22 protein-coding genes and 6 pseudogenes are annotated in these 23,777 nt (G+C 70.1%); 9 read left to right on the forward strand and 19 right to left on the reverse strand.

The genetic code is table 11. The features are described 5' to 3' along the window. Positions 1–4: 4 nt before the first annotated feature. The 7 genes from ABZT04_RS27220 to tdh all read right to left on the reverse strand — a co-directional run bounded on the left by ABZT04_RS27220 (position 5) and on the right by tdh (position 6,224). Entirely contained in the window at positions 5–1,303 is a 1,299-nt protein-coding gene (locus ABZT04_RS27220; RefSeq protein ID WP_356059609.1) for an MFS transporter, read from the reverse strand. A 130-nt stretch (positions 1,304–1,433) separates the two neighbouring features. Continuing rightward, positions 1,434–1,793 (reverse strand): MmcQ/YjbR family DNA-binding protein, encoded by a 360-nt coding sequence (locus ABZT04_RS27225; protein ID WP_356059610.1) that lies wholly within the window; start codon positions 1,791–1,793, stop codon positions 1,434–1,436. A gap of 30 nt (positions 1,794–1,823) precedes the next feature. Further along, positions 1,824–2,369 carry a GNAT family N-acetyltransferase gene (locus tag ABZT04_RS27230; protein WP_356059611.1) on the reverse strand — a complete coding sequence of 182 codons (546 nt, stop codon included), beginning with the start codon at positions 2,367–2,369 and terminating at the stop codon, positions 1,824–1,826. Continuing rightward, the gene (locus tag ABZT04_RS27235) at positions 2,366–2,950 is read right to left on the reverse strand and encodes an XRE family transcriptional regulator (protein WP_356059612.1); all 585 of its coding nucleotides are present in this window, start codon (positions 2,948–2,950) and stop codon (positions 2,366–2,368) included. The genes ABZT04_RS27230 and ABZT04_RS27235 overlap by 4 nt, the downstream gene beginning before the upstream one ends. Positions 2,951–2,985: 35 nt before the next feature. Next, on the reverse strand, positions 2,986–3,888 hold the full coding sequence (locus ABZT04_RS27240) for a LysR family transcriptional regulator (RefSeq protein ID WP_356059613.1): 903 nt from the start codon (positions 3,886–3,888) through the stop codon (positions 2,986–2,988). A 58-nt stretch (positions 3,889–3,946) separates the two neighbouring features. Next, positions 3,947–5,140, reverse strand: coding sequence for a glycine C-acetyltransferase (locus tag ABZT04_RS27245; RefSeq protein WP_356059650.1), 1,194 nt, complete (start codon positions 5,138–5,140; stop codon positions 3,947–3,949). A gap of 55 nt (positions 5,141–5,195) precedes the next feature. Next, entirely contained in the window at positions 5,196–6,224 is a 1,029-nt protein-coding gene (gene tdh / locus ABZT04_RS27250) for an L-threonine 3-dehydrogenase (protein ID WP_356059614.1), read from the reverse strand. A 499-nt stretch (positions 6,225–6,723) separates the two neighbouring features. Here tdh and ABZT04_RS27255 point away from each other — a divergent pair, with 499 nt between their 5' ends. Genes ABZT04_RS27255 through ABZT04_RS27265 form a run of 3 tightly spaced genes read left to right on the forward strand, consistent with a single transcriptional unit; the run spans position 6,724 to position 7,704 of the window. Then, positions 6,724–7,017, forward strand: coding sequence for a muconolactone Delta-isomerase family protein (locus ABZT04_RS27255; protein WP_356059615.1), 294 nt, complete (start codon positions 6,724–6,726; stop codon positions 7,015–7,017). Between the two features lie 12 nt (positions 7,018–7,029). Continuing rightward, positions 7,030–7,176 carry a hypothetical protein gene (locus ABZT04_RS27260; RefSeq protein ID WP_356059616.1) on the forward strand — a complete coding sequence of 49 codons (147 nt, stop codon included), beginning with the start codon at positions 7,030–7,032 and terminating at the stop codon, positions 7,174–7,176. A gap of 33 nt (positions 7,177–7,209) precedes the next feature. Next, positions 7,210–7,704: a hypothetical protein gene (locus ABZT04_RS27265; protein WP_356059617.1), complete on the forward strand. Its 495-nt coding sequence runs from the start codon at positions 7,210–7,212 to the stop codon at positions 7,702–7,704. Position 7,705: 1 nt separating this feature from the next. Here the strand turns inward: ABZT04_RS27265 and ABZT04_RS27270 are convergent, their stop codons facing one another. The 7 genes and pseudogenes from ABZT04_RS27270 to ABZT04_RS27300 all read right to left on the reverse strand — a co-directional run. Next, positions 7,706–8,023, reverse strand: a complete 318-nt coding sequence (locus tag ABZT04_RS27270) for a hypothetical protein (RefSeq protein WP_356059618.1) — start codon at positions 8,021–8,023, stop codon at positions 7,706–7,708. A gap of 63 nt (positions 8,024–8,086) precedes the next feature. Beyond that, positions 8,087–8,662 carry a GAF domain-containing protein gene (locus ABZT04_RS27275; RefSeq protein ID WP_356059619.1) on the reverse strand — a complete coding sequence of 192 codons (576 nt, stop codon included), beginning with the start codon at positions 8,660–8,662 and terminating at the stop codon, positions 8,087–8,089. A gap of 60 nt (positions 8,663–8,722) precedes the next feature. Further along, positions 8,723–9,340, reverse strand: coding sequence for an ATP/GTP-binding protein (locus ABZT04_RS27280; RefSeq protein WP_355920057.1), 618 nt, complete (start codon positions 9,338–9,340; stop codon positions 8,723–8,725). Next, the gene (locus ABZT04_RS27285) at positions 9,318–9,689 is read right to left on the reverse strand and encodes a DUF742 domain-containing protein (protein ID WP_355920263.1); all 372 of its coding nucleotides are present in this window, start codon (positions 9,687–9,689) and stop codon (positions 9,318–9,320) included. The genes ABZT04_RS27280 and ABZT04_RS27285 overlap by 23 nt, the downstream gene beginning before the upstream one ends. 2 nt (positions 9,690–9,691) lie before the next feature. Further along, on the reverse strand, positions 9,692–10,126 hold the full coding sequence (locus ABZT04_RS27290) for a roadblock/LC7 domain-containing protein (RefSeq protein WP_356059620.1): 435 nt from the start codon (positions 10,124–10,126) through the stop codon (positions 9,692–9,694). A 95-nt stretch (positions 10,127–10,221) separates the two neighbouring features. After that, the gene (locus ABZT04_RS27295; RefSeq protein WP_356059621.1) at positions 10,222–12,336 is read right to left on the reverse strand and encodes an ATP-binding protein; all 2,115 of its coding nucleotides are present in this window, start codon (positions 12,334–12,336) and stop codon (positions 10,222–10,224) included. Between the two features lie 524 nt (positions 12,337–12,860). Continuing rightward, a pseudogene (locus ABZT04_RS27300) lies at positions 12,861–13,210 on the reverse strand (MBL fold metallo-hydrolase); the annotation flags it as partial. Between the two features lie 347 nt (positions 13,211–13,557). Between ABZT04_RS27300 and ABZT04_RS27305 the strand changes: the two are divergent. After that, positions 13,558–13,710 (forward strand): annotated as a pseudogene (locus tag ABZT04_RS27305) (IS5/IS1182 family transposase); the annotation flags it as partial. On the opposite strand, the gene ABZT04_RS27310 reads toward ABZT04_RS27305, so the two are convergent. Further along, entirely contained in the window at positions 13,708–14,394 is a 687-nt protein-coding gene (locus ABZT04_RS27310) for a response regulator transcription factor (protein ID WP_356059622.1), read from the reverse strand. The pseudogene ABZT04_RS27305 and the gene ABZT04_RS27310 sit on opposite strands and share 3 nt — an antisense overlap. Then, entirely contained in the window at positions 14,391–15,689 is a 1,299-nt protein-coding gene (locus tag ABZT04_RS27315) for a histidine kinase (RefSeq protein WP_356059623.1), read from the reverse strand. The genes ABZT04_RS27310 and ABZT04_RS27315 overlap by 4 nt, the downstream gene beginning before the upstream one ends. A 220-nt stretch (positions 15,690–15,909) precedes the next feature. On the opposite strand from ABZT04_RS27315, the gene ABZT04_RS27320 reads away from it, so the two are divergent. Both ABZT04_RS27320 and ABZT04_RS27325 read left to right on the forward strand, forming a co-directional pair. After that, positions 15,910–16,602 carry an ABC transporter ATP-binding protein gene (locus ABZT04_RS27320; RefSeq protein ID WP_356059624.1) on the forward strand — a complete coding sequence of 231 codons (693 nt, stop codon included), beginning with the start codon at positions 15,910–15,912 and terminating at the stop codon, positions 16,600–16,602. Beyond that, entirely contained in the window at positions 16,599–19,022 is a 2,424-nt protein-coding gene (locus tag ABZT04_RS27325; protein ID WP_356059625.1) for an FtsX-like permease family protein, read from the forward strand. The genes ABZT04_RS27320 and ABZT04_RS27325 overlap by 4 nt, the downstream gene beginning before the upstream one ends. 103 nt (positions 19,023–19,125) lie before the next feature. Here the strand turns inward: ABZT04_RS27325 and ABZT04_RS27330 are convergent. Beyond that, positions 19,126–20,224, reverse strand: a pseudogene (locus ABZT04_RS27330) (MerR family transcriptional regulator). 86 nt (positions 20,225–20,310) lie between these two features. Between ABZT04_RS27330 and ABZT04_RS27335 the strand changes: the two are divergent. The 3 genes and pseudogenes from ABZT04_RS27335 to ABZT04_RS27345 form a co-directional block, all read left to right on the forward strand. Then, positions 20,311–20,742 (forward strand): annotated as a pseudogene (locus ABZT04_RS27335) (transposase family protein); the annotation flags it as partial. Between the two features lie 372 nt (positions 20,743–21,114). Continuing rightward, positions 21,115–21,711, forward strand: a pseudogene (locus ABZT04_RS27340) (leucine zipper domain-containing protein); the annotation flags it as partial. A gap of 245 nt (positions 21,712–21,956) precedes the next feature. Then, positions 21,957–22,913 (forward strand): alpha/beta hydrolase, encoded by a 957-nt coding sequence (locus tag ABZT04_RS27345; protein WP_356059626.1) that lies wholly within the window; start codon positions 21,957–21,959, stop codon positions 22,911–22,913. Here ABZT04_RS27345 and ABZT04_RS27350 read toward each other — a convergent pair. Together ABZT04_RS27350 and ABZT04_RS27355 are read right to left on the reverse strand one after the other, a co-directional pair. After that, positions 22,885–23,064: pseudogene (locus tag ABZT04_RS27350) on the reverse strand (transposase); the annotation flags it as partial. The gene ABZT04_RS27345 and the pseudogene ABZT04_RS27350 overlap by 29 nt on opposite strands. A 61-nt stretch (positions 23,065–23,125) precedes the next feature. Further along, complete coding sequence (locus ABZT04_RS27355) at positions 23,126–23,665, reverse strand: XRE family transcriptional regulator (RefSeq protein ID WP_356059627.1); 540 nt, start codon at positions 23,663–23,665, stop codon at positions 23,126–23,128. Positions 23,666–23,777: the final 112 nt, after the last annotated feature.

Consider the following 23,777-nt stretch of genomic DNA (forward strand, 5'->3'; position numbering starts at 1 on the left):
GCTCTCAACTCTCTTGCGGGCACGCCCTCTCGACTATCACCGCGTCGCCCGGGCCGTTCGCACCGACCGCGATCGCGTCGGCGCGTATCAGCCCCCGTACCGCACGTATCAGGAGCAGAGCGGTCGGCACGACGAAGCTCATCGCCCCCGCGACGAGGAGCACATGGTCGGTGCCGAGGGCCCCGGCTGCCGGGCCTGCCAGGGCCTGGCCGACCGGCATCATCGCGAGGGAGCCCGCCACGTCGTACGCGTGGATGCGGTTGAGGACGTCCGGTGGGACCTGTGTCTGGACGGTGGTCGCCCACATCACTCCCCAGAACGACATGCCCGTCCCGGCGACAGCGGCGCCGGCCGCCATGGCCGGTACACCGAGCCCCGCTCCGACGGTCGCCGGGAAACCGGCGAAGGCGAAGAGGGCGATCGCGCCGGCGCGCAGCATCCGGCGGGGGCGCAGCCGCAGGGCCAGCAGTCCGCCTACGACGGTGCCCGCGCCGAGGGCCGAGTTGACCAGGCCGTAGGCGCGCGGGCCGTGTTGTTGCACCACCTGGGTCGCCACCAGCGGGACGGTCGGGCCCCAGACGGCGATCATGTAGAGGCACCAGACGGCGATGACCCCCCAGAGCCAGGTGCGGGAGCTGAACTCCCGCCATCCCTCGACCAGATCGGCCTTGAAAGCGCCCGTCCCGTGCCCGGGTTCGCGGCTGCCCGGCGCGAGCGGGGGCAGTCGGAGCAGCAGCAGGCAGAGCGCGCTCACGGCGTAGGTGGCGGCGTGGGCCGCGAACACGCCTCCGGGCGAGGCGAATCCGACGAGCACGCCCGCCACCGCCGGACCCGCGAGTTGGGCGGCGGACTCGGCGGTGCGTATCGCGCCGTTCGCGCCCTGGATGTCGGAGGCGAGCCTCGGCACCGTGCTCGCCACGCCGGGCTGGAAGACCGCGCCCGCCACGCCGTTGACGAAGCCGATCGCGCAGATCTCCCAGAGCACGACATGGCCGGTGAAGAAGAGTGCGGCGGCGAGGGACTGGGTGCCGAGGCGCACCAGGTCGGCGCCGATCATCAGCTTTCGGGTGCTGAAGCGGTCCGCGATCACACCGCCGAAGACGACAAGTCCCGCGAAGGCGGCGGCCGTCGAGGCCATGGCGAGGCCGACCGCGCCCGCGCCGTACCCGTGTTCCAGCAGGCCTGCGGCGAGGGCCACGGGCAGCATGGTGTCGCCGAGCCGGGCGATCGCGCGTGCCACGAAGAACAGCGCGAAGTCCCTTGACCAGACCGGCCGTTCACCACTGCCGACGCTCCCCGTCATGCCCCGCCGCCCCCTCCCTGAAGCCCGCCCCGGCTCCCGCGCGGGCGGAGCCGGATCCCCCTCCGGCCCGGCTCCCACTCCTCCTCCCGATGATGCCACGCACCACTGACAACGCCCGAAGGAGTTTCGGTCAGTCGCCGGACGGAAGGCCCAACTCCGGGTAGGCCTCGAGGAGTCGGGGCGGGGCCGCCTGGCGCCAGGAGTCGGCGAGGATGTCGCGCAGTTCGTCCTCGCTCTCCAGCGCGGCGAGGCGGGCCCGGACCCAGGCGAAACCCGCCTCGTGGTCGGCGATCCAGAACTTCCCGGGCTCGGCCAGCACCAGTTCGTCGCGCTCCTCCTTGGGGCAGCGCACGGCGATGGAGGTCTCCTCGTCGGGCACGGTGACGAACATCTTCCCGGCCACCCGGAACGTGGGCATGTTCCAGGCGACCTTCTCCGTCGTGTCCGGGAGGGAGAGGGCGATACGGCGTACGTCTTCGGCATCCGGCATGAGACGCAACATAGCGGCTGCCACTGACAATCACCTGGTGGGAGTGCCTGTCTCCGCGTTCTCTCCCACGCGCTTGTAGTAGAGCGTGGTCGGTCGCAGCACGCCGCCCGGGCTCGTCGCGTAGTCCGGGATCACACCGGCCCGGGTCCAGCCTGCCGAGCGGTAGAGGTGCTCGGCCGGACTGTCCGTCTCGGTGTCCAGGTGGAGGAGAGTGATGCCGGCGGCGACGGCCGCGTCCTCGGCGACGGTCAGGAGCCGGCGGCCGAGGCCCTTTCCTCTGGCCTCCCGGTGCACCATCAGCTTGACCAGTTCGGCGCGATGGCGGGTGTTCGGCTTGGCGGGGAAGGCGAGACTCACCGTGCCGACGACCCGGTCGTCGCTGAGGGCCGCCCACACGGCGAGTTGCCCGGCGGCCACACCGTCGGCACGCTCCCGCCACCACTCGACGGCGGCCGTACGGCCGAGCGGTGCGAGGAAGCCCACCGAGGCGCCATCGTCCACGGTGTCGGTCAGCAGATCCGCCAACTCATCGAGGAGGGAGAGGAGTTGAGGCCCTTCCAGACGCGTCACCCTCACGGCAGCACCACCGCCAGCACATAGCGCGCCTCGTCCCGGCCCGAGCACCGGAACCGCGTCGGCCCCCACACCCGCAACCGCAGACAGTCGCCGGCGTCCAGGTGGTGCTCGACGTCCTGGGCCGTCACATCGAGGGCGCCCTCCAGGACCCAGATGTGCTGTTCCAGACCGGGCACGGGCGGCCGGTCGTAGGCGATGTCGGCGCCCGCCCCGAGCCGTCCCTCGACGAGTTCGCCGCGCAGTCCGGTGTGCGGGGGCGACACGGATCGTCGTAGGAAACCGGAGGTGTGGTCCTCCCACACGGGTTGCTCGGCGGCTCGTACCAGCAGGGCGGGTTCGGCCTCCACCTCGCTGAGGAGGCGGGACATGGTGCGGCCGTAGACACCGCACAGGCGGTTGAGGAGGGAGGCGGTGGGGCTGATCTCGGCGCGTTCGGCACGGGAGAGGGTCGAACGGCTCACCCCGGTGCGTTCCGCCAACTCGCCCAGGGACCAGCCGTGTTCGGCGCGCAGCTCGGCCAGCCGGGCGCCGAGCCGGACGTCCACGGGGTCCGAGGCCGCCACCAGGTCGTCGGGTTTCATATTCGGGACGATATCCCAGATATGAAACGCGCGGGTTACGTCCGCGCGACCTCTTCCAGCGCGTCCAGTACCGGGCGGATCAGCGGGTGCTCCTCCGTGCCGCGTCGTACGGCCGCGAAGACCCGGCGGGTCGGGGCCACCCCGTCGACGGGCCGGACGACCACGCCCGTCAGGTCCGTGCCGCGCAGCGCCGAGCGGGGGACGAGGGCCACGCCCGCGCCGGCCGCGGCGAGGGCGACCACGGCGCGGAAGTCGTCGGAGGAGTGTTCGAGGCGGGGCTGGAATCCGGCGTTCTCGCAGGCCAGGACGGTGACCTCGTGGCAGGGGTTGCCGGGGTACGGGCCGATCCACGGGTCCTTGGCGAGCTCGGCGAGGGGGACCTCGGTGGCGTCGGCGAGGCGGTGGGCGACCGGGACGACCGCGTCGAACGGCTCGGCGTAGAGCGGCACATGGATCAGCCGCGGGTCGTCGGCGGGCGGGGCCCCGCGGTACTCGACGGCGACCGCGACATCCACCTGCCGGTCCAGCACCATCGGCAGACTGGCGTCGCCCTCGGCATCCTGGACGCGGAGGCGGATACCGGGCGCGAGGAGGGAGAGGCGGGACACCGCGGGCGCCACGACCTCCGCGATGCCGGTCGCGAAGGCGGCGACGGTGACCGTGCCGGCCGCGCCCGAGCCGTAGGCAGCGAGTTCCGCCTCGGCCCGCTCCAGCTGGGCCAGGACGACGTTGGTGTGGCTGAGCAGGATCTCGCCCGCCGGGGTGAGCCGTACGCCCTTGGCACCACGCTCGACCAGGCGGTGGCCGGTCTCCTGCTCCAGGGCGGCGAGTTGCTGGGAGACCGCCGAGGGGGTGAGATACAGCGCGGCGGCCGCCGCCGTCACGGTGCGGTGGTCGGCCACCGCACGGAGGATGTGGAGCCGCCGCGCTTCGATCATGGGATCGATTATCGCAATATGTCCGAGGTCGGGACGCCCCTGGCCCGGGACGATCGGATCAGGCGTCCAGCACCGCCCGCGCCGCGACGAACGCGTCCACCGCCCGGTTCACGTCCTGGGTGGAGTGCGCGGCGGACAGCTGGACCCGGATACGGGCCTTGCCCTGCGGGACGACCGGGTACGAGAAGCCGATCACGTACACGCCCCGCTCCAGCAGCAGCTCCGCCATCCGGCCGGCCACCGCCGCGTCACCGATCATGACGGGGGCGATGGCGTGGTCGCCGGGGAGGATGTCGAAGCCCTCCTCGGTCATCCGGCGGCGGAAGAGGGCGGTGTTCTCGGCGAGGTGGACGCGCAGGTCGTCCGCCGACTCCAGCAGGTCGAGAACCTTGAGCGAGGCCGCGGCGATCACCGGGGCGAGGGTGTTCGAGAAGAGGTACGGCCGGGAGCGCTGGCGCAGCAGGGCGACGATCTCGGCGCGGGCGGCGACGTAGCCGCCGGAGGCTCCGCCGAGGGCCTTGCCGAGGGTGCCGGTGATGATGTCGACGCGGTCCATGACGCCGTGCAGTTCGGGGGTGCCCCGACCACCGGGGCCGACGAAGCCGACGGCGTGCGAGTCGTCGACCATGACCATCGCGTCGTAGCGGTCGGCGAGGTCGCAGATCTCGCGCAGCGGTGCGACATAACCGTCCATGGAGAAGACGCCGTCGGTTACGATCAGTTTGCGGCGGGCACTCGCGGATTCCTTCAACTGCCGTTCCAGATCGGCCATGTCGCGGTTCGCGTACCGGTAGCGGCGGGCCTTGGAGAGGCGGATGCCGTCGATGATCGACGCGTGGTTGAGGGCGTCCGAGATGACCGCGTCCTCCGGGCCCAACAGGGTTTCGAAGACACCGCCGTTGGCGTCGAAACAGGAGGAGTAGAGGATCGTGTCCTCCTGGCCGAGGAACGCGGAGAGGCGGGCCTCGAGTTCCTTGTGGACCTCCTGGGTTCCGCAGATGAAGCGCACGGAGGCCATGCCGTAGCCCCAGCGGTCCAGGGCCTCGTGGGCGGCCGCGACGACCTCGGGGTGGTCGGCGAGGCCGAGGTAGTTGTTGGCGCAGAAGTTGAGGACCTCGCCGGGGCGGCCGCCCGCGGTGACGTTCACGGTCGCCGACTGCGGGGAGCCGATCACGCGCTCGGGCTTGTGGAGTCCGGCGGCGCGGATCTCGTCGAGGGTGGTGCGGAGGTCGTCGCGCACGGAGTCGAACATCATCAATTCCCTTACTACAGAGTCCAGTTCCCTACTACGGAGTCCAGTTCCCGTACTACGGAGCCCAGTCCAGGATGACCTTGCCGCCGCGTCCGCTCGCCGCGTCCGCGAACGCCGCCTCGAAGTCGCGGTATCCATACCGCCCTGTGATCACGGGCGCGAGGTCCAGGCCGCCCTCCAGCAGGACGGACATCGCGTACCAGGTCTCGAACATCTCACGGCCGTAGATGCCCTTGATGGTGATCATCGAGGTGACGACGCGGGACCAGTCGACCGGGAACTCCTCGGCGGGCAGCCCCAGCATCGCGATCCGGCCGCCGTGCGTCATATTGGCGATCATGTCGCGCAGGGCCTCGGGACGGCCGGACATCTCAAGGCCGATGTCGAAGCCTTCGCGGAGCCCCAACTCCCGCTGCCCGTCGGCGATCTGAGCGTCTGTCACATTGAGTGCCAGACTCACGCCGATCTTGCGTGCGAGAGCGAGACGTTCCTCGCTCACATCGGTCACCACGACGTTGCGCGCACCGGCGTGCCGGGCAACTGCCGCCGCCATCAGGCCGATCGGACCCGCACCGGTGATCAGCACGTCCTCACCGACCAGCGGGAAGGACAGCGCGGTGTGCACGGCGTTGCCGAACGGGTCGAAGATCGCGGCGACATCGAGGTCCACGGGGACGCGGTGCACCCACACATTGGCGGCGGGCAGCGCGACGTACTCCGCGAAGGCGCCGTCGCGGCCGACGCCGAGTCCGACCGTGGCGCGGCACAAGTGGCGGCGCCCGGCAAGGCAGTTGCGGCACTTGCCGCACACCAGATGGCCCTCGCCGCTCACCCGGTCACCGGCCTTGATGTCGACGACGTCCCGGCCGGTCTCCACCACCTCGCCGACGAACTCGTGCCCGAGCACCAGCGGTGTACGGATCGTCTGCCGCGCCCAGCCGTCCCAGGACCGGATGTGCAGGTCCGTGCCGCAGATCCCGGTGCGCAGCACCTTGATCAGTACGTCGCCGGGTCCGACGGCGGGCTCCGGGACGTCCGCGAGCCACAGCCCGGGCTCCGCCCTCTCCTTGACCAGCGCCTTCAACGCTACGGCTCCTGTGGGTGAGGTCCCGGGAGCGGGCACGCCTGACGAGCCCGCTCCGGGGGTGGGGGTGGATTCTGTGAGCAATCTGCCTCACCGGGGCGCCCGGGTCCATCGAGGTTTTCTTAAGCCGTGCCGCAGGTTTCCTTCACATGGGGGCCTGGTGGCGGACTGCGCTTTCGGCGCGAAGCCGTTCACCGACTGCGGGGACGACGGGTCACTTTCGGGCCGCACCAGCGACCAGGTCGGGCGGCGGCTGCGGCCGGCGCGGGCGAAGAACGCGGGACCGGTGATGCCTCCGTCTCCGTCGGAGATGGGCCACCGAGCGGCGGTCGCGGCCGAGGGCCTTGATCTGCGGGAAGAGGGACCCTTCACGCCCGTCATGCCACGCGGGCTGGGAGGCCGTCCCTCTCATGGCGCCCGCGTCGGTCTCGGGTCACGATGAGGGCACCGGAGTCCGGCGACCTTCGTCGCGCCGGGCGGGCCCGAATGGAGCGAGGTCATGCGAGAGTTCCTGGTCGAGATCACCACCACCGTCCCCGAGGGCACCAGCAAGGACGAGGTCGACCGGCGCCGCGCCGCCGAGGCCGTCCGCTCCCGCGAACTGGCCGCCACCGGGCATCTGGGGCGGCTGTGGCGCCCGGTCGGCGAGCGGCGCAGCGTCGGTCTCTGGCGCGCCGACGACGAGGAGCAACTCCACGAGAAGGTGCTCGGCACCCTGCCCCTGCACGCCTGGATGACCTTCGACGTCACCCCGCTGGAGCCGCACCCGAACGACCCCGGCCAAGCGGAGTAACGGCACCGGGACGTGGAGCAATCAGCCCGCTCCTCGGCCTTCTCCGGCACCACTGACCGCACCTGCCCGGCTGGGCTTGCGGCGGGAGGCGACGGTATCGCGCTCTTGGGGCCGCTCATCCTCGCCCTGCGCCTGGTCGCGGACTGGCGGGCGGCGTGATGGGCGGCGGCTTCGTGGAAGCTACGGCTTGAGGTGCCGGCCGCTACGACCACGCAGGCGCCCGCGACCAGAGCCGACCGGCGCTTCGGCGCGCTGTTCGCCGGCTACACCATGGCGGGCGTCGGCCATATCGTCGCCGGGACCCTCCTCGTCGCCGCGATCGGGCAGGGCCCCCGGTCGGCTCGGCGCCGGAGCGAGGGTGCTCGTCGAGCCGACCGCCGTACCGTCCTCTCCGCTGTGGGCCCGGCTCGGCTGCTGTGCGTGGCGCTGCTGATCCAGGCGGTCGGCATCACGCTGTCCGCGCCGGCCGCCAGGGCCCACCTGCGGATCCCGGGCTCAGTGGCGCTGCTGACCGCCGGACACACCGTCGGCCAGACCCTCGGTCCGCTCGCCGTCGGGGCCACCCTGATGGTCCTCGCAGCGACCGCCGCCGTCCCGCGGATCGGCTTCCCGCACCACGCCGTGGCGGTACGAAACTCCGCGCCGGACCAGGGACGGCGGACCGCGCCGACGGATGCCGGTCGCTGACTCACGCGGCGCAGGCTCCGAGTGGGGCACGACAGTTGGCCCAACGAGGGCTCAGTCGCCCGGTGTTGGCGCACAGCTTCGCGAACACCACCCGGTCCGCCAACTGAGCCACGACCGCCCGCGCCGCCTCGCGGGGGCCGGTGACGGTGACGTCCGCGTCACGGGCCTCGCCGACGACCGCGTCCACCATCCCCAGGCTGGGGTTGCCGAGCGGACAGCCCAGCGCGGTGCCGCAACCCTGCTGCCCGGTCCCCGTCTCCTCGACCAACTGCCGCAACCACTCCAGCGGTTCGCGGTCCCGCCCAGGACATGTGCCCACTCGCGCCGCCGGCCCGCCCAGCGTTCGACGGCCGACGCGAGAGCCGAGCACCCCCGCGCTCCGCTACGCACCGCCTAGTCGCTCCAACCTGCTCACCAAGTCCGCCGCCGTCGCCTTGATCGTCTCCAGGCCCGGTTTCCCCCACGGCCGTGGCTCCGTGTCGACGACGCACACGGTGCCCAGCACCATCCCCGTGGAGTCGATGAGCGGCGCCCCCAGATAGGAACGGATGCCGAACTCGTCGACGACCGGGTTCCCCGCGAACCGTGGATAGTCGCAGACATCCTCAAGCACCAGTGCCTTACGTCGGACCACCACATGGGGGCAGAACCCATAGTCGCGCGCCAACTGCCGCCCCACCTCGGGCTTGGCATGCTCCCCGCCCGAGACGGGCCTCGGCAGCCCCACCCCGCCCGGGGTGTGCAGACCGGCGAAGAACTGCCGGTTCTCGTCAATGAAGTTGACCATGGCGTACGGCGCCCCGGTCAGGTCGGCGAGCTGGTCCGCGAAGGCGTCGAGCGCCGGGTCGGGGTGCTCCCCCAGGCCCAACCCCCGCAGCCGTCGCCTCCGTTGGGGTGCCTCCTTGTCCTCGGGCGTGAGCAGCAGACGACCGGCCGGACGCGGCGGGTCGTAGCTCATGGGCGTACTCCGTCCCTGTGGACGTATGTCATAGAGGAACTCCGTGAGGGTGTGCGGGGATCACATGTGGGCGCCGTGGCTCGGCGCGTGCGCCGGGGCGTGCTCGATGAGATGGCGGACGAGGGTCAGCAGGGTCTGCACTCCGGAACTGGAGATCCGCGCGTCGCAGCGCACGACCGGGATCCCGGGGTCGAGGTCGATGGCGGCACGCACCTCCTCGGGGTCGTAGCGGTAGGAGCCGTCGAACTCGTTGATCGCGACGATGAATCCGAGGCCGCGCTGCTCGAAGAAGTCGACGGCGGCGAAGCACTCCTCCAGGCGTCGGGTGTCGGCGAGGATGACCGCGCCGAGCGCGCCCTCGGACAGTTCGTCCCACATGAACCAGAACCGCTCCTGTCCGGGCGTACCGAACAGATAGAGCACATGTTCCGGGTCGAGGGTGATCCGGCCGAAGTCCATCGCCACGGTCGTCTCGACCTTGTTCTCGATGCCTTCGAGATCGTCGGTCGCGGCACTGACCGTGGTGAGCAGCTCCTCCGTGCTGAGCGGCGCGATCTCGCTCACCGCTCCGACGAAGGTCGTCTTGCCGACGCCGAAGCCGCCCGCCACCAGGATCTTCAGCGCGGTGGGGAAAGGATCGTGGCCGCTCTCGTAGTCAGAGCTGTCGTCGTAGTCCATCGAGCACTGCCTCCAGAAGAGACCGGTCAGTGGGGTTGTGGTGGAACTCGGGCGGCTTGGTGGTCAGCGCCCCGCCGTCGACGAGGTCCGACAGCAGCACCTTGGTGACCACCGCCGGCAGCTTCAGGTGGGCGGCGACCTCGGCCACCGAGACGGGCGCGCGGCACAGGTCGAGCGCCTGCGCGTGCTCGGGGCCGAGATAGCCGAGGGGCGTGGCACCGGTGGCCATCACCTGCGACAGGAGGTCGAGTGCGATGGACGGCCGGGTCCGGCCGTTGCTGACCGTGAAGGGGCGCACCAGACGTCCGGCCGCGTCGTCCAACCAAGGCCCGTCGCCGGCCGTCGCCACGCTCAAGGCCTCATCGCAGGGGATTCGACGGCATGCTGCCGGGGCGCGGTCACGAGGTAGGGGCGGACGCTCTTGACCAGCATCGCCATCTCGTAGCCGAGGACGGCCGCGTCGGCCTCACGGCCGGCCAGCACGGCGAGGCAGGTGCCCGAGCCGGCGGTGGTGACGAAGAGCAGCGTCGAGTCGAGTTCGACGACGACCTGCCGGACGTCTCCACCTTCACCGAAGCGGACGCCCGCGCTACGGCCGAGGGAGTACAGGCCGGAGGCCAGCGCGGCCATGTGGTCGGCGCTGTCCGGGTCGAGACCGTGAACCGACTTCACGAGCCCGTCGCAGGAGAGCAGTACCGCGCTGGTGGTGTGCGGTACGCGCTGCACGAGGCCGCTCATCAGCCAGTCGAGATCGGATACATGGCCGGTCGGCGCATCGCTCGCCATGGTGGATCGACTCCTTGGGGTACGAAGGTGCGCCGCAGCGCGGGTGGGGGTCGGCGTGCGGGTGGGTGTGTCCGTGGGGGTGGGGGCGCGCGTCGTCATCCGGCTGATGCGCTCCCGTCGTGGCGGGCGGTGAGATCGTGACCGGGCGCGTGGGCGTGCGCCTCGGCCGGGCGACTGGGACCGGGGTCCGGGTGGGAGGCGCCCAGGTAGACGCCCCCCGTGTGGACACCGTCGGCCTGGAGGAACTGCTCGTGGGACGGCTCGGAGGAGGACGGGTCCGTGAGGGGCTGCTCTGTAGGGGGCGGCTCTGTGTACGACGGCTCCGTGTGGAGCGCGCTCATATAGGTCCCGCCCACATGGATCCCGCCTGTGTGTGAGAAGTCCGTATGGTCCGCCTCTGTGTGGATTGACCGCTCCACATGTGGTGACGCCATCTCCGGCGCCACCTCCGGCGCCGTCGCCGCCACCTCCTCCACCGCCTCCATGTGCTGCTGTGCCTCCGCGAGGCCGATCCCCCGTTGGAAGGCGGCCATCAGGCCCGGGTCGTGACTTGCGGTGTGCTCGGAGTCCTGGCGGGGCGCCGGGCCGTCGCGGAGTTGGGGGGCGATGTGTTCCTGGGCGCGGCGCCGGGGCAGTTGGGGCGGCTTGCCCATGGTGCCGCGTACCGCTCCGCCGCGCGGAACGGGCGGTGTGCTCATGTTCTCCGCCACGGTCCTCCGGTCGTCGGGTCGGATGCCGGGTACCGCCTCGGCGGGGTTGGCCCGTTCCGGGTGGGCGCCGCGTACGGGCAGCGGCACCGGTCCGCCCCCACCGTTCGGCCCCGGCGCGGCGGGCGGTGCGGACGGTGCGGAGTCGGGTCGTTGATGCCGCCCGGGCGCGGGAGCCACCGCGCCCCGCCGAACGGCGGCCTGTGGGCCACCCTCGCTCCCGCCCTGCGGCGGCACGAGCGGCTGCCCTCCGCCCAGGGTGTCCTCGGGTTGCCCCACGGCTCCTGGGGCGCCCGGCGCCGTACCCAACAAGGCCTGGGGCACGACGAGTACGGCCTGTACCCCGCCGTAGATGTTGGTCTGCAGGCGGACGTGGATGCCGTGGCGGCGGGCGAGTTGGGAGACCACGAACAGGCCGATGCGGCCGTCGGCCAGCAGGCTGGCGACGTTGACCTGGTCGGGGTCGGTGAGCAGGGCGTTCATCCGGCTCTGTTCGCCGACGGGCATGCCGAGTCCGCGGTCCTCGACCTCGACGGCGAGTCCCGAGGTGACGAGGTTGGCGCGGAGCAGTACCTGGGTGTGCGGGGCGGAGAACACGGTGGCGTTCTCGACGAGTTCGGCCAGCAGGTGGATCACGTCGGCGACGGCGTGGCCGCGCAGGGTGCCGTCGATCGGCGGCACGAGTTTGACGCGGGAGTACTGCTCGACCTCGGCGATGGCGGAGCGCAGCACCTCGGTCATGGAGACCGGGTTGCTCCACTGTCTGCGGGAGACGGCGCCGCCGAGCACGGCGAGGTTCTCGGCGTGGCGGCGGATGCGGGTGGCGAGGTGGTCGACGTGGAAGAGGCCCTTGAGCAGGTCGGGGTCCTCGATCTCGTTCTCCAGCTCGTCGAGGATGGAGATCTCCCGGTGCACGAGGGACTGCAGGCGCCGGGCGAGGTTCACGAAGACCTCGACCTTCTGTTCGCTGCCGGCCTGACTGGAGAGCTGGGCGGCCGATACGACGGCGGTGACGGCGCCGTCGTGGGCACGGGCCAGATCGGCGGCGAGCAGGTCGAAGTCGTCGGCGTCCCCCGGGGGCCGGCTGCGCGGCTTGCGCTGGGGCGGACCCTCGCCGCGGCGCAGTGCCTCGACCAGGTCACGCAGGTCGGCCTCGCCGCGCGCGCTGCTGCGGCGCAGCGCGCCGATGCGGTCGCTGACGGAACCGGCCGCGCGACCGGCGGCCACGGCGGCGATCAGGATGCCCGCGCAGGTCACCGCCGTGGCTCCGGCGAGGACGCCCCACAGGGTGAGGCTGGTCCGCGCTCCGGTGGAGCGGACCGTGAACAGGACGGCCGCGCTGGCGCTCAGCGCGACCGCGACAGGCGGTAGCACGGCGAGGCGCAGGAGTTGGGGCCGTATATGCGTATCGGGCAGCGCGGGCACGGGGCGGGCGGCCGGCCGCCCGTGCCGGCCGCCCTCACGGCGGTCTGCGCGTGCGGCCGGTGCACGGAGTTGAGACATCGGCGTCCTCGTACTGGTGCGTCGGGCCGGTTTGCTCGCGCGGGGTGCGCGATTCGGGCATACGCCATCACGGTGTCGGTCGGCAGAGCCGCAGAATTCGGCCCTGCGTCGCCCGACGGACACTCACAGTAGTCGTCAACGCATCATGTGCGGTGGGCAGTTGACAAAGTCCCACGGGGAGCGTCCCGCTCTGGTATGAGCACTCGCACGACAGACCGATAACCCGCTCGGCCCCATGCCGAAGAAGGACAAAGAATCGATCGCCCCTGATCGGAACCGGTCATGAACGGGCGCAGGGGGCCGGGGGGTTCGGCGTCGCCCAACCCCGGACGTTCACCTGTCTCGCGCCCGCGGCCGGACCGTAGCGACGCCGCCTAGGGCTCCACGGCCCTCGGCCGCACGTCCGGCACATCACAGGCCGTGTCTGCCGAAGCGCATGCATGCCATTCGCAGGAGTACAGCAACACACCCACGGCGCGCGGGGCCGGCCCGCACCGACCAATCGGAACTCATTGCGCGCTCTCTCAGCGCTCGTTCGCGAGGTCCAGTTCCGCCGGAGTCGCCACCGGGTTCGGTTCCGTCTCGACCGGCTTCGGGCTGCGCCAGGGGTGGGCGATCGTCCCGCCGAAGGGCTGCCACCAGCGGTCTGTCGCCAGGTCCGCGCCCGGTTCGAACGGCTCGCCCGGCCTCGGTGTGGCCACGGTCTGGCCCACCGCCTCCGCCGCGTCGGCGGTCCATTCGCCGGGCTCGGCCCACGGGTGCAGCGCCAGATTGAAGGTGCCCCAGTGGATAGGGGGCAGCACCCGTGCGGCTGCCCGCCCTGGAGGTCGAGGTGGGCGCGCATGCCCTCCTCGGGGGTCATGTGGATGTCGGGCGCGGGCTATACATACGGTTCCACAGGCCGAGCCGGCCCCCCGCGGGAGGGTTGATCCCTGATTCGCGGAGCCTCCTCTGGCCTCTCCAAAGGAGCCCGGCTCATCGGAGGTGAACTCCGCCAAGTCGTCGTTGAACTACCCAACTTCATCTCTGGCCATGTTCCAGCATTCCGCCGGGCAGCAAGATCCTTCAGGTGCTCTGCCGAGTGACCACGGACCATGACCAAGTTCTGTTTGAGGGGAACCCACAGCACTGTCTGTCCAGCCACTCGTCGAGCACCTTTCAGTGCTCGGCCCGCATGCTAAAGCGCGTTGCAGAAGGCCGTGATCTGGGCATTTTCCACATATGCGTGGGGTGTTGAGGGCTGAGCCGGTGTGGGTGGAGGCGTTTACGAGGCTGCGGATGACGCAGTTCGATCGGTTGCTGAAGGTGGTCCGGGAGCGGAGTGGTGATGGGCCGCGGATCGGACGCCCGTGGTGTCTGGCGCAACGCGCTTTAGGCGCCACGGCCCGGGGCGATTAGACCCGTCTCGTAGGCGAAGACGACGGCCTGGACCCGGTCGCGCAGGTCCAGCTTCGACAGGATGCGGCCGACGTGGCTCTTGACCGTGGTCGGGCTGAGGAACAGCCGGGAGGCGAGTTCGGCATTACTGAGCCCCGTCGCGAGTAGGCGGAGCACCTCGAGCTCGCGCGGGGTCAGGTCGGACAGATCGCGGTGCGGGGCGATGGTCTGCGGTTCGTCGTGATGGGCGAAGCGCTCGATCAGCCGACGAGTGATTGTGGGCGCGAGGAGAGCGTCGCCGGTCTGCACCAGGCGTAAGGCGGAGACCAGATGTTCGGGGGTGACGTCCTTGAGCAGGAAGCCGCTGGCGCCGGCGGTGAGCGCGGCGTAGACGTAGTGGTCAAGGTCATATGTGGTGAGGATGATGACCCGCGTTCCGTCCGGACCGGCGTCGCCGAGGATGCGCCTGGTGGCCTCGATGCCGTCCATCTCGGGCATCCGGATGTCCATGAGGACGACGTCGGGCCGCGTACGGCGAACCGCTGCGACAGCCTCGGCCCCGTCGGCGGCCTCGGCCGTCACTTCGATGCCGTCCGCGGCCAGGATCATCTTGAAACCGGTGCGTACGAGGGCTTGGTCGTCGGCGATGACGGCGCGCAGCGGTGGTTGGTCCATGTTCATACGGTGCTCCGCGGGATACGGGCCGTGACCCGGTATCCGCCGGCCTTTGTCGGCCCGGCTGTCAGCTCGCCCTTATAGACGGCCAACCGCTCGCGCAGCCCCATGTGGCCACGGCCGTTGCTCTGCACGGGCGGGGATTCCTTGGCGCCGCCGGTGTCCGTGATCTCGATCTCCAGCCCGTCGTCGGTGTATCCGATGGCGACGGACGCCTGCGCGCCGCGCGCATGTTTGAGCGTGTTGGTCAGCGCCTCCTGTACGACGCGATACGCCGTGAGGTCCACCCCCGGTGGCAGCGGATCCGGCGGCAGCGACACCCCGACGCTCACGTTCGTACCGGCGGCGCGTACTCGCGCGACGAGCGCATCGAGCTGTGCGAGCCCCGGCTGGGGCTCCAGGCCGTCGGGCCTCTCGTGGTCCGGAGCGGCCAGCAGGCCCATCACGTGGCGGAGTTCGGCCATGGCGGCCCGACCGCCCGCCTCGACGGCCAGCAGTGCCTCCTTCGACTGCTCGGGCGCCATGTCCATCACTTTGCGGGCCGCGCCTGCCTGGATCACCATCACGCTCACATTGTGGGTCACGACGTCGTGCAGTTCGGCGGTAATGCGGGCACGCTCCTCTTCGACGGCGCGTCGCGTGGCCTCCTCCTGAGCGGCCTGCAGTTCTGTCATCCGGTCCCGGCTGGAGGCCAGCCGCAGTTGCAGGAAACGGACGAGGCTGGCCAGCATCCCGGCCACCAGGAGCACGAATCCCGGGCTGGACCATCCGGGGAGCAAGGGTTCCGCGTTGCGGAAAGCGAAGCCGGACAGCGCAGCGGCGATCACCAGGACGGCGATCGCCGTTATCCGGTAACGGCTGTATACGACGGCGGTGTAGGCGCCGATGACACAGGCCAGGACGGTGATCCAGGAGGCGGAGCTGCCGATGGCCAGTGCCGCGCCCAGCACCACCACGAACAAGGTCAGCGGATACCGGCGCCGGGCGGCCAGCGGCAGCGTCGACAGGACGACCAGGGCCCAGGGCACGGAGGAGGGTTCTTCCTCCACGGGCACCTGACCAGGGCCGGGCGGCGAGGGCGGGGCCGGGACCCCGGTCCCGACGTCCACCGTAGGCGGGTTGATGTTCACCGGCCCGTCGCCGGGATAGCGCACCGCCACAAACAGGGCAATGACGGTCAGTACGACCGCCAGCACCACATCGGCGCGCACCGCTCGCCGGGCCAGCGGGGCGGCCTCCGCCTCCGGGCGTAACGCGTCGACGAGTTGCTGATGCCGGCTGCGCCGGTCTTCCGTCTCCATCCGTGCATTGTGCTGCGCTCTCCGCCCGGCCCGCGTCCGCCTGTCCGGCCAGGGCGTTGTCCCAGAGGACTCCTTCTCAGGTATGACTCCGCGGCCGAATCCTCCGGAGGAAGGGCCTGATGTTGGTTCCACGGCCGACGCGCCCCATCCGCGGCAGCCTCTAGGTTCGCGGGGCCGACAACGGCATGTGCCTCGCGACCGTGAAGGACGGACAACTCGTATGCATCAAGTGATCGAGCTGGAGGGTGCGGCGAAGCGCTACGACAGCGCCGGCGCGCCGGCGCTCGGACCGCTCACGTTCAGCGTCGCCAAGGGTGAGGCCCTTGCCGTGACGGGCCCTTCCGGGAGCGGCAAGTCCACGCTGCTGAACCTCGTCGCCGGCCTGGACAAGCCGACCGATGGAGCAGTGTTCGTGGCCGGGCAACGGATCGACCAGTTGAGCGAGCACGCCCTCGCCAGGTTCCGTCGCGATCACATCGGCATGGCCTTCCAGTTCTTCAATCTTCTCGACGACCTCACTGTCACCGACAACATCCAGCTCCCGGCCCAGTTGATCGGGACCAGCCGACGCAAGGCCGCGGCCCGCGCGGGTGAGCTCATGGAGATGCTGGGCATCCAGAAACATGCCCGCGCCTACCCAGGCCGGCTGTCCGGAGGTGAACGCCAGCGGGTCGCGGTCGCCCGGGCGTTGGTGAACCGGCCCGCGCTGCTGCTCGCTGACGAGCCCACCGGCGCGCTCGACACCGCCTCGGGCCACGACGTCCGCAATCTGCTGATGGATCTGCACCTGGGGGGGCAGACCATCGTGCTGGTGACGCATGACCTGACGCTGGCGGAGGCGTGCGCGAGCCGCACGATTCACCTGGTCGACGGTCAGGTTGCCCTCGACTCGTACGCGCAGGCCGTCCGATGAGCCTGTTCGGTACCGGCGCGCTGGGCCGGGTCGTACGCTCCGGGGTGGGCCGGCGGCGGGTGCAGACAGTGGTGATCGCCGTGGCCACGATGATGGCCGTGGCCTCGGCCGTGGTTGCCGGGTCGCTCATGGTCGCCGCAACCGCCCCCTTCGACCACGCCTTCAACAAGCAGCAGGGCGCGCACATCACCGCACAGTTCGATCCTGCCAAGGCGAGTGCGGCGCAACTGGCGGACACCGGGAAGCTGGCCGGGGTCACGGCAAGCGCTGGGCCGTACCCGTCCACGGCGGTCCGCCCGGTGGACCAGTTGGGCTTCCAAATGCCGACGCTGACCCTGGTCGGGCGGTCCGGTCCGGACGGTGACGTGGACCGCGTGGAACTGAAGTCCGGTCGGTGGGCGCAGAAGCCGGGCGAGATCGTGCTCGGCGCGTCGTTCGAGGGCCCCTCCGTCGAGATCGGCTCCACCTTCAAGGCGTCGGACGCCGCCAACGCCCCGACACTTACGGTCGTCGGCTTCGCCGTGTCGGCCGACAGGTCCGCCGACGCCTGGGCGACCTCGGCGCAGGTCGACGCGCTGGCTTCACAGGGCCACACCGTCACGAGTCAGATGCTCTACCGCTTCGACTCCGCGAGCACAAAGAGGCAGATCCTCGCCGACCGGGCGAAGCTCGCCGCCTCCGTGAAGTCCGGGGCGCTGCTGGGCACCCAGTCCTGGCTGGACACCAAGCGCGCCGCTGATCAGGGTGCGGCGGCGACCGTCCCGTTCGTGATGGCTTTCGGTGTGCTCGGCATCGTGATGTCGGTGATCATCGTCAGCAGTGTGGTCAGCGGTGCGGTCGGCACCAGCCTGCGCAGGATCGGCATCCTCAAGGCCATCGGCTTCACTCCGCGCGAGGTCGTCCGCGCCTACGTGGCCCAGGCGCTGATCCCGGCCGGTGCCGGTATCGCCGTGGGCGTTGTGCTGGGCAACCTCCTGGCGGTGCCGCTGCTGGCGGACACCCAGGAGATGTACGGCACCGTCTCGCTCTCGGCGGCTTGGTGGGTGGATGTCGCGGTGCCGGCCGCCGCACTGCTCGTCGTGGGACTCGCGGCGCTGGTCCCGGCACTGCGCGCCGGACGCCTGCACACGGTCGAGGCCATCGCGGTCGGCCGGGCACCGCACACGGGGCGCGGGCAGTGGGCGCATCGGGTGATGGGACGGCTGCCCCTGCCTCGGCCGGTGACCTACGGCCTCGCCACCCCCTTCACTCATCCGGTGCGTACCCTCGCGATGCTGCTCGCGGTCGCGTTCGGCACGGTCGCGGCGACTTTCGCGGTGGGACTGACCTCGTCCCTGAGTGCGGTTGGCGCCTCGCAGGACCCCGAGAGCCGTGCCGCGGTCACGGTCACGACGGTCAAGCTGGACGACATCGCTCCTCCTGCGCAGCCGGAGCCTCCTGCGGTGGACGACGCGGCAAGCCCGTCTCCCGTCAGGAGCAGCACGGCCGGCACGTCCAGGCCCAAGGTCGCCGATCCGGCGAAGGTACGGGCCGCCCTCAAGTCCGAGGCCGGGCTGAAGTCGTACTACGGCAAGCTCCAGACCGAGGTCGCCGTGGCCGGGGTCTCCGGCTCGGTCCAGGCCAGCCTCTACGAAGGGGATTCCCGCTCCGGCAGTTACGACATGCTCTCCGGGCACTGGATCACCGGCAAGGGGCAGGTCGTGGTGCCTTCACGCTTCCTGGAACGGACCAGCACCAAGGTCGGTGACACGGTGCAGGTGACCTACGAAAAGGAGACCGCCGACCTGCGGATCGTCGGTGAGTCCTTCGACACCTCGGGCAATGAGCTGGAAATCCACGCGGACATGGCCAACTTCCCCTCGGCCGAGCCCAGTACCTTTCTCGCCGACGTGAAGTCCGGCGTCTCGGCCGACGAGTTCGCGGCGAAGCTCGCGGCGGTGGTACAGCCTCTGGGCGGCGACGCCACGACCATCCCGCCCTCGGAGCAGAAGGGCGTCATCCTCATCATGGACGCGATGGCAGTGCTGCTCACCCTCATGCTGGTCGCCGTAGCGGGCCTCGGCGTGCTCAACTCCGTCGTCCTGGACACCCGGCAACGCATCCACGACCTGGGCATTTGCAAAGCGATCGGCATGTCGCCGCGGCAGACCATCAGCCTGGTGCTCGCCTCGGTGACCGCGATCGGCGTGGTCGGCGGGCTGATCGGCGTACCGGCGGGGTACGCGCTGCACCACGTTGTCATGCCGGCGATGGGGCGTGCCGTAGGCACCCGTATGCCGTCGTCCGTCCTCGGTGTGTACGGCCCTGCTCAGCTGGTCCTGCTGGAGGTGGGCGGGGTCGTCATCGCGATGTTGGGCGCGCTTGTTCCGGCCGGCTGGGCGGCCAAGGCCCGTACGGCCACGGCGCTGCGCACCGAGTAGCGTCCGGCGGAGCGCGAGCCGCTGAGCAGATCCGCCAGACCCGCTGGGTCAAGCACCAGCAGGCCGATCAGGAGCCGGCATCACGCTGAACCTGCGACGCGGGTCAAGCTATGAGCAGGCGGAGGCCGAGATCTGCCGCGCCAAGGCCGGCGAGGTCGCTGTTGCGCTCGGCCCACCGGCCGGAGTGGAGGTCGGCGCTGAGGCTTCGCACCGCGCGCTGCTCGGCCTTTGGCCCGACCCTCGTCCGCACCGACATCGCACGGCGCACATGATCCTCCAGATACGCCCCCGGTCGGCGCCAGTACGCCTCGAACAGGCCGTCAGCGCAGTCCCACGGGATGGGTACCGGCTCAGCGCGGGCACCGATCGCGTCGGCCATCCCGGCAAGCGAGGGAAATTCCGCGAGGACGGCGGCGAACTCGGGCAGGTAGTCACGGGTAAGCCAGAACCGGTCCTGCCATCCGGGCTCGTCGGTGTCGAACGTGAGCACCACCACGCGGCGGGCCACGCGGCGCATCTCGCGCAGCCCTGTTATCGGGTCCCCCCCAGTGGTGAACGGTGGAGACGGCCATCGCGACGTCGAAGGACTGGTCCTCGAACGGCAGGCTCTCCGCGGCAGCGGCCACGCACGGCGCCGAGTCAGCAGGCCGCTGCCCCCGCATGACCGCCGATGGCTCCACCGCGGTCACGTCGCGATCAGCAGGCTCGTAGGAGCCGGTGCCGGCCCCGACGTTCAGCACCGTCTGCGCGTCCCCGAGCGCGTCCCAGATCCGCGCGGCGATCCGCGGCTCGGTACGTCGTGTTGCGGTGTAAGCGCCGCCGATCGCGTCGTACAGCCGTGCACCGAGCATCTCCAGCTGCTCCTCCGGCGTCACCTTCAGTCCCTTCGCCCGTGCCTCAAGTTCCCTGTCGATGGCCGCCACCATGGCGTCAGCGCGATCACGCCGCTCCAGCAGCAGGCCGCGCAGTCGGCGCAGGTGCGCGACCGCGTCGGTGGACGGGTCGCCGACCAGTTCCGCAACCTCCCGCAGCCCGAAGCCCAACCGCCGATAGGCCAGTACCTCCCGCAGCCGCTCCACGTCGCCCGCCGAGTAGGCCCGGTATCCGGCTGCGGTCCGCGCCGACGGCTGAACGAGCCTGATCCCGTCGTAGTGATGCAGCGTGCGGACGCTCACGCCGGCCAGCTCGGCCACGTGTCCCACGGTCCAGTGATCCTCCACGGCACCGACTATGCAGCCTGACGCCACGTGAGGGTCAAGAGCCTCACTCACGGCAGAAAGAGCCAAACGCGAAGCAGCGGTCGGGTCTGCTGCGCGCTCCGCGCGAGGCAGCACCGGAATTCGTCCTGCTCGACGGCAGCCTGGCCGAGCGCGACCGCCTCGGCGACGGCCGCGCAGACTACTCGGCCAAGCACCGCCGCCATGGGGTGAACGTGCAGGTGGTCACCGATCCTCACGGCTGAGCGCTGTGGCTGTCCCCAGCCCTGCCGGGGCGCTGCCATGACCTCCGTGCGGCCCGTGCCCATCGGATCATCAAGATCCGCGAGCGCCAATAGGTGCCGATCCTGGCCGACCGCGCTTATATCGGTGCTGGCCCGTGGGTGACGACACCGGCCAGACGGCCTGCGGGAGACGAGCTGACGCTCACCCAACAGACCGTCAACCGGGCGCTGTCGAGAGCGCGGGCCCCAGCCGAGGGCGGAGTCGCCCGCCTGAAGTCAACGTCGCCGGCGTCGGAATGACCCAAGGCGAGGTTAATTGGGACGACCTGCAACTCGAACACGACTACGGGATGGTGACCGCGCAACTGCAGGCCGGCCGAGCCAATGATCTGCTCGGCGTCGCGTTCACCGCCCAGCCCGACAGCCCAATCCACTATGTCCTCTACCATCCTGGTTTCACCAAGAGCGGAGACCTCAGCCCACTGCCGCCCGCGATGCGCGCTTCGATCCGTGCCGCCGCACGTGTGTCGGCGCGCCCCATTCCCGAGTCCATCGCACCGATCCACGACTTCATCGACGCCCCACCGACCGCACCACTGACCGCAATCGACCGGTGTGACAGGCCGCCGTTTCACGATTCCCAAGCGCCACGTGACCCATCGCAATGCCCCACTGACTCCCGAAGGCCGCCTCCGGCTCGTCGAGCGCTGCAGCACACGCCCGATCGCGCACGTCGCAGCCGAGATGGGCATCTCCCGTGCCACAGCATCGAAATGGATCGGCCGTTACCGCCGCTACGGGGAACTCGGACTGCTCGACCACTCCTCCGCGCCGATCCGGCAGCCGACAGCCACCCCAGGACCGCTCGTGGAGCTCATCGACACAATGCTTCGCGAGCACAAGTGGTCAGCATCCCGTATCGCCTTCGAGCTCCACCAAACCGGCACACCCGTCAGCAGACGCACCATCACTCGGCTGCTCGCCCAGTTCGGCTTGAATCGGCGGAAGTTCATCGACATCAAGGGACAGCACGACCGGGAGCCGCAGCGCATCATCGCCGTGCGGCCCGGTCACATAGTCCATCTCGACGTGAAGAAAGTTGGCCGCATCCCCGACGGCGGCGGCGGGCGCATCCACGGCAAAGGCAGCGAGCAAGCCAAGGCCATCGCCCGCACGAAGACGCGCGGCACGAAGACCGGCTACGTCTACCTGCACTCCGCGGTCGACGGCTACTCCCGCCTCAGGTTCCCGGGCCCGGGCAACAGGGACTGGCACAAGCCGGCACCGTCGACGAGCCCGTCGGACAGCGGCGCGACGACCTGACGCCGCTCAGTTCGAGGGTCAAGCTGTCGGAGCTTAGAACGCATCTCATTTGGCCGTTCGGCGACCTCTCGGTCTTGTACAGCTAGCACAAGGCTCTGTCACGGAGAGTGGGAAGCTTCCAGGTCAACCGAAGTGACACGTGGTCCGTGCGGAGCCATGAGACTGGGGCCATGGAAAGCATGAGAGTGCGGGACGTCTTGTTCGTCAGCGGGGCGGTAGAGCTAGCCGGTTCACTGTGTGTGCCGGGAGAGGCCGACCGGGTCGTTGCCGGCGTGGTGCTGGTCGGCGGATCCGGGCCGACAGACAGGGACAACGGCACTTACTTCTTGCCGCTCAAGCAGCACCTTGTGAAGGCTGGATTTGCCGTGCTGTCATACGATAAACGTGGTGTTGGCCAGTCATCCGGTGATTGGCGCGCAGCAACCATGGACGATCTGGCGGCTGATGCAGTTGCCGCGCTGAGCTTTCTCCGTGCTCAGCCTGAGGTTCAATCGCTAGCAGCGGGACTTTTCGGGCATAGCGAGGGTGGCTGGGTCGCCCTGCGCGCTTCTGCGGGGCGGGATGACCTGCCGTGGGTGGTCACCAACAGTTGCCCGGGAATGAGCCCGGCTGAGCAAGAGCGCTACGCCCTGGCCCATCACCTGCAGAGCCTTCATGGTGATGGGCACCCGGAGATCCGCAGAGCCCTGACCCTCTACGACCAACTGGCAGAAGCAGGTCGGCGCAACGCTGACTTCACGACGGCTCAACAGCTCGTCGACAACGCGGGAGCACCGCCGGGACTGGCCTACTACTGGGGTGAAGTGGACGAACGCCTCTGGTGGTTCCTGAAGCGGAAACAGGATCACGACCCGGCCCCGGACCTGCTTCGGCTGCGCTGCCCGCATCTGGCGCTTTTCGGTGGCGCGGACAAAGCGGTACCGGTCGCTGACAGCATCCGCATCTTTGCCGCATCCGCCTGCCATTCGGCCCGCTCTCACCGGGCAACACTGACTGTGGAGGTGTTCGCGGGCGCTGACCATCGTTTGCAGATACCGGACTCAACCGACCTCGCCCCCGGGTACCTCGACAAGGTAAGCCAATGGCTCGCGCACCATGTCATCCCGTCAACCGGCGGTAGCAGATGAGGGTACAGGCGATACTGGTGAACGCAAGGAAGTGCTCGGCTTTGCGCTCGTATCGGCGGTGTGGTCGGCGGCATCCTGCGAGCCAGGACATCGTGCGTTCTATGGTCCAGCGGTGGCGGCCCAGGCGGGTCGAGGACTCGATGCCCTTGCGGTCCGTCCGTGACCCCGCAGCCGCAGGCGTCGGATCTCTGCGAGCCGTCGAAGCGCCCACCTCAGGGTGAGGGTGGATTGACCGAGACGATGTACACGACAGGTTCCAGAGTGCGATTCAGGTAACGGTGCGGCTGCCGGGAGTCGAAGGTGACCGCCTCTCCGGGATTCACCTGGTGGTCACTCCCGCTGATATCCACGGTCAGCACACCGCCGCTGACAACGAAGGCGCATTCAGTGGACGGATGGGCCCAGGGCTTCGTACTGGTGGCGGCGCCTGGAGGAAGTACGGCACGCAGTACCTCGAGCTGCCCGTTGCCCGGGGTGAGCCGCTCGTAACTGACGATCCCGTGGGGACCACTGAGCAGGGTGCGTTCGCCAGGCCGACTCACCCACACCGCGGGCGCGGTCCTGTCCTCGAACAGGGAGGCCACGGATTCCCCGAACACCCCGGCCAGCTTGCGCAGCGTAGCCAGGCTGGGTTCGGTCACACCACGCTCCACCTGACTGAGGAGGGTCGGCGAAAGGCCTGCCTCCGCGGCAAGTGAGCGAAGACTCATGCCGCGCTGCGTCCGGAGCTCGCGCAACTGACTTCCGATCATGTCCCCTCCCGTACACCTCTACTGCACAGTCAATCCGCAACGGCCACACCGGGACCGCACCTGGAACGTACCTGAAATGCGCCGGCCACGGCCAAAAAACTACCCACCGGTA

This window comes from Streptomyces sp. NPDC005492 (assembly GCF_040605995.1).
Lineage (GTDB): Bacteria > Actinomycetota > Actinomycetes > Streptomycetales > Streptomycetaceae > Streptomyces.